Origin of the sequence: Halomonas sp. 3A7M, from assembly GCF_014897875.1 — a bacterium.
Taxonomy (GTDB): Bacteria; Pseudomonadota; Gammaproteobacteria; order Pseudomonadales; family Halomonadaceae; genus Vreelandella.
Genome location: NZ_JABUZD010000145.1, coordinates 18417 through 34020 on the forward strand (window position 1 = coordinate 18417; position 15604 = coordinate 34020).

The 15604-nt window shown below is 54.1% G+C and carries 16 protein-coding genes; 7 read left to right on the forward strand and 9 right to left on the reverse strand.

Going from position 1 to position 15604, the window contains the following annotated elements:
- The first annotated feature begins 34 nt into the window (after positions 1–34).
- A complete protein-coding gene (locus tag INT19_RS12435) occupies positions 35–946 on the forward strand; it encodes a LysR family transcriptional regulator (RefSeq protein ID WP_193060976.1) in 912 nt (303 codons plus the stop codon).
- A gap of 8 nt (positions 947–954) precedes the next feature.
- Here INT19_RS12435 and INT19_RS12440 read toward each other — a convergent pair whose 3' ends face one another.
- From INT19_RS12440 to INT19_RS12450, 3 genes are read right to left on the reverse strand one after another with little or no spacing between them, the layout of a single operon-like run.
- Positions 955–1500, reverse strand: coding sequence for a GDYXXLXY domain-containing protein (locus INT19_RS12440; RefSeq protein WP_193060977.1), 546 nt, complete (start codon positions 1498–1500; stop codon positions 955–957).
- Complete coding sequence (locus INT19_RS12445) at positions 1490–2584, reverse strand: DUF4401 domain-containing protein (protein ID WP_193060978.1); 1095 nt, start codon at positions 2582–2584, stop codon at positions 1490–1492. Before INT19_RS12445 ends, INT19_RS12440 begins: the two co-directional genes overlap by 11 nt.
- Complete coding sequence (locus INT19_RS12450) at positions 2581–3555, reverse strand: DUF2157 domain-containing protein (RefSeq protein WP_193060979.1); 975 nt, start codon at positions 3553–3555, stop codon at positions 2581–2583. Before INT19_RS12450 ends, INT19_RS12445 begins: the two co-directional genes overlap by 4 nt.
- A 207-nt stretch (positions 3556–3762) precedes the next feature.
- On the opposite strand from INT19_RS12450, the gene INT19_RS12455 reads away from it, so the two are divergent.
- The 5 genes from INT19_RS12455 to msrQ all read left to right on the forward strand — a co-directional run bounded on the left by INT19_RS12455 (position 3763) and on the right by msrQ (position 8050).
- Positions 3763–4062: a hypothetical protein gene (locus tag INT19_RS12455; protein WP_193060980.1), complete on the forward strand. Its 300-nt coding sequence runs from the start codon at positions 3763–3765 to the stop codon at positions 4060–4062.
- Between the two features lie 61 nt (positions 4063–4123).
- The gene (locus INT19_RS12460) at positions 4124–4825 is read left to right on the forward strand and encodes a response regulator transcription factor (RefSeq protein WP_193060981.1); all 702 of its coding nucleotides are present in this window, start codon (positions 4124–4126) and stop codon (positions 4823–4825) included.
- A 3-nt stretch (positions 4826–4828) separates the two neighbouring features.
- The gene (locus tag INT19_RS12465) at positions 4829–6328 is read left to right on the forward strand and encodes a sensor histidine kinase (protein ID WP_193060982.1); all 1500 of its coding nucleotides are present in this window, start codon (positions 4829–4831) and stop codon (positions 6326–6328) included.
- 85 nt (positions 6329–6413) lie between these two features.
- The gene (gene msrP, locus INT19_RS12470; RefSeq protein WP_193060983.1) at positions 6414–7430 is read left to right on the forward strand and encodes a protein-methionine-sulfoxide reductase catalytic subunit MsrP; all 1017 of its coding nucleotides are present in this window, start codon (positions 6414–6416) and stop codon (positions 7428–7430) included.
- A complete protein-coding gene (gene msrQ / locus INT19_RS12475) occupies positions 7430–8050 on the forward strand; it encodes a protein-methionine-sulfoxide reductase heme-binding subunit MsrQ (protein ID WP_193060984.1) in 621 nt (206 codons plus the stop codon). Before msrP ends, msrQ begins: the two co-directional genes overlap by 1 nt.
- Positions 8051–8079: 29 nt before the next feature.
- Here msrQ and INT19_RS12480 read toward each other — a convergent pair whose 3' ends face one another.
- Positions 8080–8658, reverse strand: coding sequence for an NAD(P)H-dependent oxidoreductase (locus tag INT19_RS12480; RefSeq protein ID WP_193060985.1), 579 nt, complete (start codon positions 8656–8658; stop codon positions 8080–8082).
- 186 nt (positions 8659–8844) lie between these two features.
- On the opposite strand from INT19_RS12480, the gene INT19_RS12485 reads away from it, so the two are divergent.
- Positions 8845–9747: a LysR substrate-binding domain-containing protein gene (locus tag INT19_RS12485; RefSeq protein WP_193060986.1), complete on the forward strand. Its 903-nt coding sequence runs from the start codon at positions 8845–8847 to the stop codon at positions 9745–9747.
- A gap of 9 nt (positions 9748–9756) precedes the next feature.
- On the opposite strand, the gene INT19_RS12490 is transcribed toward INT19_RS12485, so the two are convergent.
- The 5 genes from INT19_RS12490 to INT19_RS12510 all read right to left on the reverse strand — a co-directional run bounded on the left by INT19_RS12490 (position 9757) and on the right by INT19_RS12510 (position 15591).
- Positions 9757–10629, reverse strand: coding sequence for an alpha/beta hydrolase (locus tag INT19_RS12490; RefSeq protein WP_193060987.1), 873 nt, complete (start codon positions 10627–10629; stop codon positions 9757–9759).
- A 31-nt stretch (positions 10630–10660) separates the two neighbouring features.
- Positions 10661–13072, reverse strand: a complete 2412-nt coding sequence (locus INT19_RS12495) for a TonB-dependent siderophore receptor (protein ID WP_226912520.1) — start codon at positions 13070–13072, stop codon at positions 10661–10663.
- 83 nt (positions 13073–13155) lie between these two features.
- Complete coding sequence (locus INT19_RS12500) at positions 13156–14130, reverse strand: FecR domain-containing protein (protein WP_193060988.1); 975 nt, start codon at positions 14128–14130, stop codon at positions 13156–13158.
- Complete coding sequence (locus INT19_RS12505; protein ID WP_193060989.1) at positions 14127–14651, reverse strand: sigma-70 family RNA polymerase sigma factor; 525 nt, start codon at positions 14649–14651, stop codon at positions 14127–14129. Before INT19_RS12505 ends, INT19_RS12500 begins: the two co-directional genes overlap by 4 nt.
- Before the next feature lie 55 nt (positions 14652–14706).
- Positions 14707–15591: a helix-turn-helix transcriptional regulator gene (locus INT19_RS12510; protein WP_193060990.1), complete on the reverse strand. Its 885-nt coding sequence runs from the start codon at positions 15589–15591 to the stop codon at positions 14707–14709.
- Positions 15592–15604 lie beyond the last annotated feature (13 nt).

Sequence of the window (15604 nt, forward strand, 5' to 3'; positions counted from 1 at the left end):
AAAATTAAGACACAGCGTTGCACAGGGAGAACACATGACGCCCCCTAATCTGAATGATCTTTATTATTTTGTGAAGGTAGTCGACCATGGAGGGTTTTCTCCAGCGGGCCGTGCGCTGGGCATTGCCAAATCAAAATTAAGCAGACGAGTGGGAGAGTTAGAAAGTCAGCTTAACGTGCGCTTGTTGCACCGTTCGACCCGCCACCTAACACTCACTGATATTGGCCAACGCTACTACCAGCACTGCAAAGCCATGCTAGTGGAAGCTGAAGCGGCCCAGCAGTTCATCGAAGAAACCCAACAAGTGCCCTGCGGTACCATCCGCATCAGTTGTCCCACGGGGCTATTGAGCTTTCACGTCAGTGCAATACTGGCTGATTTCATGGTGCTCTACCCAGATGTCCTGATACATCTGGAAGGAACTAACCGCCGTATTGACCCGTTTGTTGAGGGTTTTGACATTTCACTCCGCGCCCGCCCCTTTCCTTTAGAAGATAGCGAGCTTGTTCTGAAGGTACTATCGGATCGCGGGCAATGCTTGGTAGCAAGCCCAATACTGATTGAACAACACGGCATGCCATCAACGCCCAACGATCTTAGCAAACTGCCTAGTCTAAGCAGAGCAAGGCCAGAGGAAGCTCACACTTGGCACCTTCAACGCGACGGTGAAGAGTGCCAAATTGAGCATTCGCCACGGTTTATTACCACTGATATGACCGCACTTTATAGAGCAGCACTGGCTGGCGTTGGTGTGGTGCAACTTCCAAGTTTAATGCTAGGCGATTCGTTGGCCTCAAATAAGCTAGTGCAAGTAGTGCCTGAATGGGAGCCTCGACGGGAAGTTATTCATGCGGTTTATCCTTCCCGTCGAGGCTTGCTGCCCTCTGTCAGAGCACTGTTAGACTTTCTTGCCGAACGATACGCAGCCATTGGAATGGAACGCTAATACACGCATCACCGCTCCATTTCGCCCAGCGCCTTGAGTTCTTCGTCATATAGCGCGACTAGTAGCAGCTCGCCGTGCTCGTTGACTCGAAACTGACCATAACGGGCGAGCTCAAAACGCTCAGCGTGGCCTTCCTGAAAGAAAAATGCATCCGTAGCAAAGCGCACGTTCCCATTGCGCAACCGGTAGCGTAAGCGTCTTTCGTCATCGCCTAGCGGCGTGCCATCATCCAAGCGTTGGAAGTGGGCGATTGATGCTTCATCCAAACGAACCACCACGCTGTCATTGGCTGCCGTTTGCATGGCATTTCCATCCGCCTCTTCGTGGCGATCAATTGCACGCTGCATACGAATACGGTTAGCCAAGGCAAAGCTTAGCGCCATGTAGTCACCCTGCATTAACGAGCGCGGATCAACCGGAGCAAGCTCCAAATAAACAATCTCACCTTCGGCCAGGTGATGCTCTTTCTGCCAAATGGCCCAGTTAACCACCGCTAGCACAACAGCAGTGGCAACAATGACTATCCAGCGGTTTCGCTTCACGTTACGGCTCATTAGCATCTCCTAGCGGCATGGGCTTATGCACTGTTAACCATCGGTTTAGCCACCAACGCTTCAGTCCCCAGCGAATGGATAACAGCAACGCCCCCATTGCCAGCAACATGAGTGATTTCATCAACAGCGTCACCTCCAGCCAGTAGTAATAATTACTAGCCGCCATCAGTAGTAACAAAATACCGCTTCCCATCAGCACCCGGTGACCAAGCGTAAATCCGAGCAATAGTACGGTAACCCCAGCGCCAAGCCCCGGCATATACACTGATACCACCGCCACTAGCGCGACTGCGCCATAAATCACCAAGCGTTGCACAATGGCAGGCTGAGAATGCTGACGAAATGCCTGATGAATAACGCACACTAAGGCCAACGCCACCAAAGCAGTGCTCAGCCAACTGGCAAGCCATGGGTCAAACCACTGAGCGTCTGAATCGTAAAGCCAGGCAAGCTGGTTAGAGTACGCCTGCCCTTGAAGCACCAACACTCCCATTAACAGGCCAGCCCCCCATGCCTGAACCGCCCCTATGCGCCCAGGCCAACGACATTCATTCAACCAGAGCAGTGTCAGCACCAGCACCACCATGCCAATCGCCACCGGTGCCAGTCCATTGGCTGCCAACGCCATCGTTAACGCTAAACTTGCTAAAAACGCCGACATACTGCGGTGAACCTGGCTCGGCATGATCAGCGCCAGCGAGCACTGTAGCGCCAGCAGTACCCACCATAGGCTTGCGGAAACACCCCACATCTCGACCGCTGGCCAGGCTACTAATAATTGCCCAGCTAAGCTAAACGCCAGCGCCATGTGCTCCAACACATCGCTTCGTGCGGCGCGTAGTAGCGCAAATGCCCCGCCAATCAACAGGCTGCCTACGACAAGAGAAGCCACTGAGCTTTCCAGTACAAATACCACTGCCGTGGCAATAAAGCCCAACAGAAACAGCGCTGCTAACCAGCCGGAAAACGCCTGCAGAACCCGCACAAACCAGGGTGATTCCAGCGGCGTTGTAGATGAAGGCTCATTTAGCGCAATGCCAGCCTGAGTTAATCGCTGCTTTAACGTACTCATAGACTGACTCATGACGCCTCCTCCGCGTTTAATCGCTTCAGCCACATCACCGCTGCCGCCCCCATGGCAAAGACCGCACCTGCCAGCAACAGCAAGCCGCCTTCATTCCATTGGCCTTCCCATAATACGTAGCGTGCGAGTAGCAATGTGACCACCGCTATCAGCGAGACGCAGCCCCCTGCCAACATAAATAGCTCAAGCCGCCACTGACGATAAACGCCATACAGCACTGCCAACCACACGGGGTAAACCGCCACAATCGGTGTCAACGCATGCGTTTCCCCACTCACCCACGCCATCATCAGTAGCGTCAGCGGCACGCCGCTACCCAGCGCCAACAAACAAATTGCCCAACGCCCCGGCCAACCTCGGCGCTGCACGCCCCACTCCCAGACGACTTGAGCCGCTAAGTTGATCAGCACCAGCCCCCATAAACCGGCATTATCAGCCAAGAACACACTGCCTAAAATGCCGCCCCAAGTGCTGCTATACAGCCACACTGATAGGTTCAAAAGTCCTAGCCATGCCACCCAAAGGGCATCAAAACGAGCGATCCATACCAACGGCAAACTAAGCAGGCACCAAAGGAAAAACAGCTGCCATGGGTCAGCACCCGTTTGGTAAACCTGACCAACCAGCGCCAGTAGTACGCCTATCAACAGAAACGCCGCGGCTAACGCCACGCGAAAAAGCATCACGCTCGCGCTACCCCACACCGCTATGCCTGCCGCCAACACCAACGCGGCCTGCACTAACGCAAAGCGTGGCAGGCGGCCCATGTCCGACCAATTGAAAGCCACGAAAAACAGCACCGCGCAAGCCAGTGCCAAGCCACCCAGCCACAGCAGCAGCCGGTCAATCAACAGTGCCCAGGCGTGGGGCGACGGATGTAGTCCCGCCACCTTAACCGCTAACGGCACTTGTTCAGGAGGTATCACTCCCTGCTCAATTAACGACATGAGTTTACGGCGTGTAGTGGCCATGAGCGCTCTCCTTGCTGAAACACACTTGTTGAAATAAGGGGAAGCGTTATTACAAACATCGCCCTATCGTTAGAGTCCCCGTGACACATTTGTGAACTTTGCGCGATACACTCTTTATCACCCCGTGACCCGCCTGTGATGGTGAGCATCTAGGCTAGATTTTGAACCTGTCAGTTAGGCAGGCTTAAATCTTGGGGAGAGACCTCTATGAATAAGCTTACTACAGTCACTGCCATCTGCTTATTTAGCCTAATGGCAACGGCTAGCCACGCCGATGACATGATGTCCGAAGAAGGCATGATGGAAGACGACATGTCTCAGTCTATGGAGAGTGCGCCAATGGAGCATGAGTCAATGGGAAAAAGCGATATGGCGATGGATGATATGTCCGACGCGATGGACGACTCCATGGACGGTTCTATGGACGGGGATATGCATGATGACAGCATGTCTGACGATGGCATGGAAATGGAGAAAGACATGGAAATGCAAGACGAGGACATGTAAGACGAGGACATATAAGCTTCTGCCACACTATTAATCTGAGCACTCAAAAGCTGGGATACCTATGACACGAAACGTACTGATTATTGAGGACAACCCGGGTATCGGTGAGCTCGTCCGCATGCATGTGGCCGAGCTTGGTATGAACCCCGTTCTTTGTGAACGGGGTGATACCGGGCTTGAACGTTTTCGTGAAGGGGGTATCGATCTAGTAATTCTCGACTTGATGCTGCCCGGCCTGGATGGGCTGTCGATTTGCCGCGAAATTCGCTCCGGCCCAGGTTACGTTCCGGTACTGATGCTAACCGCCAAAAGTACGGAGCTTGATCGCGTACTAGGTCTGGAAATGGGGGCGGATGATTACCTCACCAAGCCTTTCAGTGTGGCTGAACTATCGGCAAGGGTGAAAGCCTTGTTCCGACGCGTAGATGCCATGGCATCTGCCACCGTCACGCAACCCAGCCAGCAAGAATTAATCACCGACGGGCTGCGCATTGATCCGCTGCGTCGGCGGGTGTTTATAAAAGATCAGCCTGTCGAACTCACCGCCCGGGAATTTGACCTGTTATGGCACTTTGCCAGCCACCCAGGTCGGGTATTCAGCCGTATCCAACTGCTCGACACTGTGTGGGGCTACAGCCACGAAGGTTACGAGCATACCGTCAATACCCATATCAACCGCTTACGGGGCAAGATCGAAGCAGATCCCGCTGACCCGGTGTTTATCCAAACCGTTTGGGGGGTGGGCTATCGCTTCCGCGAATAAGTTATGCTGAAAACACTCTATACTCGGCTAGCCTTAGGCTTGTTTCTGTTATTGCTCGTCGTCGGCCTGCTATATACCTTCATCAGCCTCTATTCGCTGCGTGAATACAACGCTTCGGTCAATCAGGCGTTACACCAGAATCTGGCCAAAAATCTAGTGTCAGACAGAAACCTAGTCAGCAACGGGCAGCTTGATAGTAGCGCCCTGGAAGAACTGTTCGCACTCTACATGGCCATTAATCCCAGCATCGAGATCTACCTGCTAGGGCTGGATGGCACCATTCTGTCTTATTCAGCAGATCCAGCGAAGATTAAACGCAAGCAAGTCTCGATGGCCCCCATACGCAGGCTGATGGCTGACATGAGCCTTTATCCAATATTGGGCGACGACCCTCGCAGCCATGACCGGCAGAAAGTCTTTTCCGTTACCCCAGTGCCAACAGCAGACAACCCCGAAGGATATCTATATGTCGTGTTACGGGGTGAAGAGTACGACGCGGCGGAAACCATGGCCCGTGGTGGCAAACTACTGGAAATGAGCGCCTGGGCGCTGCTGGTCAGCCTAACAGTGGCGATGCTCGCAGGACTGACTATTTTCCGCCTGCTGACTCGCCGCCTGAGATCATTAACACGGCGAGTAGAAGCGTTCGAGAACAGCGACATGAGCCAGTCCCAACTCGATAACAGATGGCACGACAAACAGTCCGTGGTGCGTGACGAGATCGACTATCTGGACGTTACCTTCGACGACATGGCTCGCCGGATTGCCACCCAGATCGAACAACTGACAGAAAAAGATGCCCAGCGCCGTCGTTTGATCGCCCAGGTATCCCACGACCTACGCACCCCGCTAGCCTCCATGCAAGGCTATATCGAAAGCCTGAAATTAAGACGTGATCGTCTCAGCCCCCAAGAACAAGATCGCTTTCTCGACATTGCCCTCAAAGAGGGCCGTCGGTTAAGCCGCTTAGTGGATGAGCTCTTCGAGCTTGCCGCCCTTGAGGCAAGAGAGAAACAGCCGGTGCCAGAACCCTTCCCGCTAGCGGAGCTGGTCCATGACGTGGTGCAGAAGCACGACCAAGCTGCACGCGACAACCACTTGGCGCTAACGTTAAGTGGCAACCCAGCACTGCCAACCGCGTACGCCGACCTAGCGATGACCGAACGTGTGCTGGACAACTTAATCAGCAACGCCATTGCCTACAGCCCCGCTGGCGGCCAAATCGACGTTGTGCTTAGTCAAATGAATGGAGAACCACAGGTTTGCATACAAGATAGCGGCCCAGGCATTGCGGAACAGGATCTACCGCATATCTTTGACCCGTTTTATCGTGGCGAAACCTCTAGTGGCGTTGGCCATGCAGGGCTAGGGCTAGCGATTGCGCGCAGAATCATGACGCTTCAGGGCGGTGATATCGGCGTCGAAAACCTAGCCAGTGGCGGGGCATCGTTCTGCATACGGTTACCCACCGCCCCCTCGCCCCCCAACGTTATAAATACGTAATAACCTAGAGAGTTGGTTGTGATAACTCTCATGCAAACTGGTCACAGTAGTCACACCCTTTCCCCATAGCGAGTGGAGATACCACATGCTTATAAAGATAGCCAAACCGAGTGATTTACACGAATCCGATGTAACACCGGAATCTATTTACCTCTCCCGACGGCGCTTTATGGGGGGCATGGCGGGCTTAGGCGCGGGGCTTGCCCTCTCCGGCCACGTCCGCGCCAACGAAGATTATGCTGATGTGCCGGAAGGCGATGCCCCAGCCTGGCTGAAGGAAAAAATCAGCGACACCCAATGGCGAGCGATCACCCCCAGCGACCCTGATAAAGATAAAATCGCCCCCTTTGACGATGCCAGCGGCTACAACAACTTTTTTGAGTTTGGCACCGACAAACGCGACCCCGCCCGCCATGCAGGCAGCCTGGAAACCCAGCCCTGGAGCGTGGTGGTCGATGGTGAAGTGAATAACGGCGGGCGCTTTGCCCTAGAAGACTTCGCTAAGCCTGCGCAGTTTGAAGAGCGCATTTACCGCCTGCGCTGCGTAGAGGCGTGGTCGATGGTAATTCCCTGGCTTGGCATCCCCCTTGCGGAGGTGATTCGACGTGCCGATCCCACCAGCAAAGCCAAGTACGTGCGCTTTGAAACCCTGGTGGACCCAGAGCAAATGCCTGGCCAGCGCTCTTCGTTCTCGATAATCGACTGGCCTTATGTGGAAGGTTTACGCCTAGACGAGGCTATGAACCCGCTAACACTGCTCGCCATGGGCATGTATGGCCGTGAACTGCCCAACCAAAACGGCGCACCCTTGCGGCTGGTGGTGCCCTGGAAGTATGGCTTCAAAAGCATTAAATCGATTGTGCGTATCTCACTGGTGGAAGAGCAGCCGGTCAATTCCTGGCAACGAATCGCCGCCGATGAGTATGGCTTCTACGCCAACGTTAACCCACAAGTTGACCACCCACGCTGGAGCCAAGCCACCGAGCGGCGGCTTCCCAACAGCCTGTTCAACGCTAATACCATTGATACCCAGATGTTCAACGGCTATGCCGACGAGGTTGCCGAGCTATATGCTGGTATGGATTTAAGGAAGCACTACTAATGGCTGCACCACGGGTATGGTTACTGTGGCGGGTAGGCGTTTTCCTGGCGGCGCTCGCGCCGCTGGTGTTCTGGGGCTGGCAGGTAGCGATTAACGCCGCAGGCCCCGAGCCAGGCAATTATCTGCTGCTAAACATCGGCATTGGCGGGCTATGGATGCTGCTGCTCACGCTAAGCCTTACGCCGCTCGCCAAGCTCACCCGCTGGAAAGGCTTTGCATTGATCCGCCGTCAGCTTGGTCTATGGACACTCGCCTACGCCACCCTGCATATGCTCAGCTACGCGCTGTTTATTCTAGGGCTTAACTGGACACTGTTGGGTAGCGAGCTGGTCAAACGGCCCTACATCATTGTTGGCATGATCGCACTGATCGGCCTTGCCGTATTGGGGGCGACCTCTAACAAATGGTCGATGCGCCGTTTAGGTAAACGCTGGAAGCCGTTACACAAATTTTCCTATGTCATTTTAGGGCTGGTACTGCTGCACTTCTTTTGGGTGGTGCGCGCCGACATGCAAGAGTGGGCCATGTATGCCGCCATTGCCACGTTAGTCATGGCAACCCGCCTGCCGCCCGTCGCGCGCACACTGCCAAAGCTGCGCTATAGATTGAGTCGTACTTAGGGCTTGTAAGAGCTATCAACCGACGAAACCTAGCCAAGTACGCAGCGCAGGTGCTTACGATAGGCAGATTTGTCGCGCGCTACATCTGGAGCCTTCATTACGTCGTTGGCGATAAAGGTCGGCAGGGCTTCTAAGCCGATAAATTCCTGAGATTTGTGGAACGGGAAGTAAACACCATCCACACCGCACCCTTCGAAGAAGTTATCCGGTTCATCGAACGCTTCCAAAGGCGCGTTCCAGGTTAACGACAACATATAGCGACGTCCCTGCAGCAGGCCACCACTACCGTACTGCTTGGTCGGGTCTTGGCGGCTACGGCCATCGCTGGCGTAAAGCGAGCCGTGGCCTTCTGTGAACACCTCATCAATGTAGCGCTTCACAATCCAGGGCGCGCCCATCCACCAACCAGGCATTTGATACACAATCGTGTCCGCCCACAGGTAATTCTGCACCTCGGCCTTCAGATCATAGCCTTGATCAATCACCGTCTCGCGTATCTGATAGCCCATTTCCTGCAGAGTGCTTACCGCCACGCCGTGCAGCGTATTATTGAGTTCACCGCCAGAGTGTGCAAACGCTTTACCGCCATTAATCAGCAGAATTTTCATTAATAAAACCTCTCATGATAGCCTGATATCCATGCTTATACTCTTTTGCATGGCGTTTAATGAACGGTATTGTGAGTTCAAAACATGCGAAAAAATAGCGACACGTCAGCAAGACACTTTTGATTTAAAATCAACAAACAGGGTATTCGCCATTAAGGCAACCGATAACGCTATGAACAGCACTCAATGAAAAGCACCCTTGAAGAACAGCAGGCCTTTGTGACGGTCGTCGATAGCGGCTCAATCACCGGTGCTGCAGAACGGCTTGACATTACCGTTTCTGGGGTTAGCCGTGCGCTCAACCGCCTGGAGCAAAAACTCGGCGCTACCCTGCTACGTAGAACCACGCGTCGCCTGGAGCTGACCGAAGAGGGAGAAACATTCCTAAACCATTGCCGCCGTATTCTCGCCGCCGTGGAAGAAGCCGAAGAAGCGATGCTGGATCGCCACAATCAGCCGCAAGGCAGGTTACGGATCAACGCCGCTCCCAGCTTTATGCAGTTCGTGATTGTGCCGGTGATTGGCGAGTTCCGCGCACGCTACCCTGGTATTACGCTGGAACTCGATACCCATGACCGCTTTATCGATCTACTGGAGCAGCGGGTTGATTTGGCCATCCGCATTGGCAAACTAGAAGACTCGTCGCTACACGCCCGCCGCCTTGGCCACAGCCCGCTGCGTCTTCTGGCCAGCCCCGCCTACTTTGAACGCAACGGCGCGCCGCAAAGCATCGACGACCTTCAAGAACACAGTTTGCTAGGCTTCAGCCAGCTCGATCATCTCAACCGCTGGCCTCTGTGCCGCGCCGATGGCCAACCCTTGCATATCACTCCAACGCTGGCGGCCTCCAGCGGAAGTACGCTAATAGAGCTGGCCATGGCAGGAGAAGGTATTGTCTGCCTCGCCGACTTTATGACCATCACTCCCCGTCGCAACGGCACACTGGTGGATGTATTACCCGATTGCATAGAAATGCAGACCCAAGCGGTCAATGCCGTGTACTACCGCCAAACTACGCTTTCCCAGCGCACCCGACTGTTTATGGAGTTTTTAGCTGAACAACTGCCAGGGAAGTATTTGATCGCTTAAATCACTCAATTAGCCGCCCCGAGTGCCCAGAAGCTGTTTGAGAACCCGCGATTCCAGCACAAAGGGAACGGACATATGATCTTCGCCCTCCACGGTGTGAAAACTGCTACGCAACCCGTATGCCGACAATGCTTCAATCCGCTGGTATAGCTGGCTAGCATCCTGCTGGTTCTGCAGAGAGTCGTTATCGGCCACGGCCAATGACAGGCTGTGATGGATAACATTTACCTCTCCGGCTTCTACCTGCTGCCTGAAGTCGCGTTCATGTTTCAACAGGTAGCTATTGTTCCACCAGAGACTGGGGCTGGCCGCGACAATGTGGTTAAACAGATCCGGCCGAGTAAATAAGGCATAAATCGCAAACATACCGCCGAACGAGTGCCCATAAAGGCTCTGGTGATTAGCATCCACAGGGAAACGCTCGGCAACCGCTGGCATTAGGCTGTGCTCGATAAAATCGAGCAGTTCATCCTGTCCTCCTTGAGGTGGTTCGTTGTGTTCCTCTGCCACCGGAGGAGATAAGTCGTAGGAGCGTCGCAGAAAGTTATGCGGCGCTTCTCCTGGATAACCAATACCAACAATGATGGCTTGGCGAAACTGCTCTTGTGCCCGCTTAGCCTCATGCAAGGAAGCGAAATAAGCGTTGCCATCCAACACATAAATCACCGGGTAACCGCCGCTATCAGGCACCTCGCCTTCCGGTTTACTGATCAGGATACGATAGGTGGCACCTTGCTCGTTTTGCATCGCCCATTCCAGCGTCTGATCAAGGGTCACCTGACGTTCGGCCGTAACGGGCGACGCATGTGCATGCGTTGTTTGCCCTAATACGGCCATTAAAGCCAGCCCGGTAAACACTAATATTCTGACGGATAATTGCATGACTAGTTGTCCTCGCGATGCTACGGCTTAATCACCATTTGTATGAGAGGCTGCCAATCAGGCTGCGCCCGGCACCGCGATAGCAATAGATACCCTCACAGGAAATGTGCTCTTCGTCCGTTACGTTAGTGGCGTTGAGGCTGGCACGAACTCCCTGTAAAGAGCCCGCGAAATCATAGTGAGCCGCCATATCAATCAGGCTGTATCCAGCGTTTTTATTGCTGTTGGCGTTATCAATGTACTCACTTCCGGTGTAGCGCACGCCACCGGAAAGATGCAGTCGCTCCAACGCAGGAACGCGATAATCCACCCAAAGGGACGCCAGATGGCGTGGGGTATTCGCCAAGTCACTCCCCTCGTTGCCATCATTATCTACGGTGATTTCGCTGCGGTTATAGTTGTAACTTGCCGTCATGCGCAGGTTATCGGTGACATTCCCAACAGCCTCAAGCTCCAACCCACGGGTGCGCACCTCTCCGGTTTGGATTTGAAACAGCGGATTGTCGAGATCGGTGGTTTTACGATTGGTTTCATCAATCTGGTAGATCGCCGCAGTCAACATCGCTTCGCTGCCCACTGGCTGGTATTTCAACCCCAACTCAAACTGCTCACCTTCGGTGGGATCAAAGTCATTGCCGCTTGCATCGGTGCCGCTCTCAGGCAAGAACGACTGCGCATAGCTAAAGTACGGAGATACCCCTGAATCGAACGCGTAAAGTGCGCCAAAGCGCCACGTGTTCTGTTCATCTTGGCTTTCGCTAGTAGTACCAGTGAGGTTGTTGCGAGTTTCGTCCCGCACCCAATCGCGACGCAGACCGGCGGTCAAACGCCAGTTATCGAGTTTAATCTGATCCTGTAAATAAAGGCCTCTACGATGGTTTTTACCACTGTCGTTGGTCCAAACGTTACTCGGCTGAGCGACAGGCTGACTATAATCCGGGTTGTCGATATCGATCGACGGCGCGCTGCCACCCGCATAAATAACATCGTTCTCAAGATAGGCGTAATCGACGCCTAACATCACCTGGTGCTCCACCGCGCCCTGATCAAAGGTCGCCATCAGCCGGGTGTCGGTGCTAAGCGACTCCATCTCTTCGTAAAGGCCGACACTGCTGCGGTTTAGCGTTGTACCGGCTAAGGTACCTGCTGAAAGGTACTGATTGGTGGCATCCACCTGACCGTAGCGTACATTTTGCTGCAGTTGCAGCTGGTCACTCCAACGGTGGTTAAATTCATAGCCCAGTGCCCACTGCTGTTGATCCAGCTTGTCGTAATCTTCATCGCCAGCCCAAAAATGGGTCAAGTTATCACCATCCTGATAAGGGCGCGGTGAGGCGGAGGTCTGGCGCTCCTGATACTGCGTAATAAAGGTAATGTCGGTACGTTCGCTCATCTGCCAATGGAGAGTAGGCGCCAGCAAGGTGACGTCATTATCCACCTGTTCGATATCTGTTTGTGCATCGCGCATAACACCCACTATGCGGTACTGCACATCGCTGCCTATATCTCCCCCCACATCGAACTGGCCTTGCAGGTGGTCATGACTGCCGACCTGCAGCTGCACTTCCTTCGTCGCATCCACCTGCGGACGCTTGCTGACCCGGTTCACCAGCCCACCGGGTGAAAGCTGACCATAGCGCATCGAATCGGGGCCTTTAACCACCTCAATGCGTTCCAGGTTATAGGGCACGGTGGAATAGTAAGAGAGCCAGCCACTATTGGGTTGGCGCAAGCCATCAAGAAAATCGCCATGATATACCGTCGGAAACCCCCTCACCGAGATCAAGTCAAAGCGCGGGTCCATCCCCGACGCTTCCACTCGAACCCCTGCCGTGTAGGCCACCGCCTGCTCTACGGACGACGGCTGGCGGTCACGAAGCTGCTCTGCGGTGACCACACTGATGCTTTGCGCAAGCTCTATCAGCGGTGTATCGGTTTTGCTACCTGCCGAGGTGCTAAAGGCCAAATAACCATCACTAGCGATTCGGCTGCCCACCACTTCCACGGTATCTAACACCATGTTTTCTGAGCTACCCGTTTTCTCCATGACATAGTCCGCAGGCCCCCGCTTGACCACTTTCAAACCACTGCCCTGAAGCAGCTGGGCAAACCCCTCTTCCACGCTATAACGTCCATGCAATCCAACGCTTTGCAGGTCTTCAGTGAGATAAGCAGAAAAAGACAACACAACGCCCGCATGACTAGCGAACTGACTCAATACACTGCCCAGTGCCCCCGGTTCGATGTTGTATGCCTGTTGGCTAGCAGCCTGTTGCGACTGTCCATCCACTGTTTGCGCCTGTGCCGCCTGAGCAGGCAACAGCACCATCGAACTCATCAGGGCACAGCCCAGGGCAATACCGCCAAGCGCACGCGTGGATTTGCCACCATGGTGGTATCGAAGTGATATGAGTGTCTGCTTGGGTTCAAAGGATGTGGTCATCGTTATCTCGTCAATTCCAGAATCGGTTGCTTTATCTCTGGGTCGAACGAGATCGAAAAAGGGACAATAAATAATCCAAGTTTTTATTCGCTTGGTTTTAGGGTTACCCAATATTGGGTCAAGCGGTCGACGCTAACCGGCAACGCATTGGCAATGGCTTGGAGCGCCCGGTCGGTATCATCAATAGGGAAAGCACCTGACACTCTCAGCACGGCAATAGCGGGATCACAACGCAGCATGCCTGTACGGTAACGACTCAACTCTGCTACCAAACGGCTCAGTGGCCAGTCTACCGCCACCAGTAGACCGCGCGTCCAGCTATCCGCCTGAGCGTTGGCGGTGGCAACGTCCACATTAACCGAGCTCATCTGCGCCTGCTCTCCGGCAACAAGGCGTTGCGTCTTGCCACCCGCCGACTGCGGAATCAACTCGACCTCCTCTTCCAACACGGTAACCTGGGTCGACGTATCCAGCTTGCGCACGGTAAACACGGTGCCCAACGGCACCACAGTGCCCTGCTCGGTATGCACTTGAAGCGTTTTAGCAGCGCTGGCGTTTTCAGCGCCATCCCGGGTGCGAATAAAGATTTCACCAGCATAGAGACGAATCAATCGTGAGGTCGAGGTTTCCACTACATCCAGTGCGGTGGCGGTATTGAGCACCAGTTGCGTACCGTCCGCCAGCGTATATTGGCGACGCTCACCCCGCGCGGTGCGGTGGCTGGCCATCCAGCTTTCCACTGGTGCCTGCTGCCAAGCCAACGAGCCTAGGGCGCTTCCCACTGCCAACAAGGCAAAACCGCGCAGCACGGCTCGCCGGCTATGACTCTGGCGTTGTTTGGTCTGCAACGCATTGAGCGAAAGAGTGCCAGGCATCACCTGCAATTGCTGACGCAGTTTTTCCACCTGCTGCCAAGCCTGAACATGATTCGGATCCGCTTCCAACCAAGCATTATGTGCCTGTTTTTGCTGTTCAGTAACATCCTCCGCGCACAGCAGTGCATACCAGCGGGCAGCCGCTCTGAGGGTATCTTTACGGGCTGCCTGGGTATCGCTCATAGCGATTCTTCGCACATCAACAGCAGACAATGTTCAGTCGCCTTGGCCATGTACTTTTTCACCGAGCTGACGGATACCCCCAAGCGTTCGGCGATCTCGGCATAACGCAGCCCCTCCAAATGGCAGAGCAAAAATGCCTGGCTTACCTTGTTGCCTAACCCTTCCAACATTTCATCAATCTGAAACAGGGTTTCCAGAATCAAGGCCTGCTCTTCTGGCGAGACGACCACTGGCTCAGGTTGCTGTTTCAAAGCTTCCAGCCAGGCTTTTTCCAATGCATCCCGACGCACAAAGTCCACCCATACCCGGCGGGCGATGGTGGTCAGAAAGTTACGTGGCTCATGCAGTTTACTAATTTGGGAGGAATTACTTGGGGAGGAGAGAATGCGCAGGAAGGTATCCTGAGCCAGATCAGCCGCCTGCCAGCTACAGCCCGTTTTACGCTGCAGCCAACGCTGCAACCAACCGTGATGTGCACTATACATCTCGGCTAATGGCGTATTCTCAGCTGAAACAGGCATTCCCCCTCCGATAAACGATCAGCAAACGGAGGGATATTCTAATAACAGCTATCAGTTAATACAAATCATTATTATTTTCTTTAAGAATACTATCGCCCTCATTAGCGGCAACCCATCGATTAAAAGCTTGCTTCTCCGTGTAGTCACCTTGGTGGGCATAATAAACCAGCCGTAGATGGCGCTCTTCATCGACAATGAGTGTCGTGTGCTCGAACGCCACCTCGCCCAGCCCTTCAAGGTAAAGATGACGCACTCCCTGGCAGGGGGCGTTGACCTCCTGGGTTTTCCACATCAGCTTAAACTCAGGCGAAACCTTGGTTAACTCTTCGATAAGCTCATCAATGGTGGGGTCTTGCGCCGCACGGGCAAAGTCGCGCCGAAAGCTGGAGAGCATTTGACTGACCTGCGCTTGCCAGGGTGACAAGCGCTGACGCATACCAGGGTTGGTAAATAACAGCCACAGCAGATTGCGACGCTCAGGCACATGGGACGAGAAATCGAACAGCTTATCGGCGGCACCGTTCCACGCCAGCACATCCCAACGTAAGTTAAGAATATACGCAGGTCGTGTCGGCAAATCGTCCATTAACGTTTGGATCAGCGGTGGCACGCTGCACCAGGTTTTGCCTAGTTCAGAGGGTAACCGCTGATGAGTCAGTAAGAACAAATGGCGTCGCTCAGCTGCATCCAACTTAAGCGCTTTGGCTAGATTGTCCAGAAAAGTCGCCGAGACGCTAATATCGCGCCCCTGCTCTAACCAGGTATACCAAGTCAGACCCACGCCCGCTAAGGCGGCGACTTCTTCTCGCCTTAACCCTGGCGTACGCCTTCGGCGGCCACGAGGCAGGCCCACCTCTTCCGGTGCGATTTTCTCTCGATGTTTACGTAGAAACTCAGCCAAGTCTTGCCGCGCTCGAGTCAGCGTCCGGGGAGCCGTCATTTTGTTACCTTTA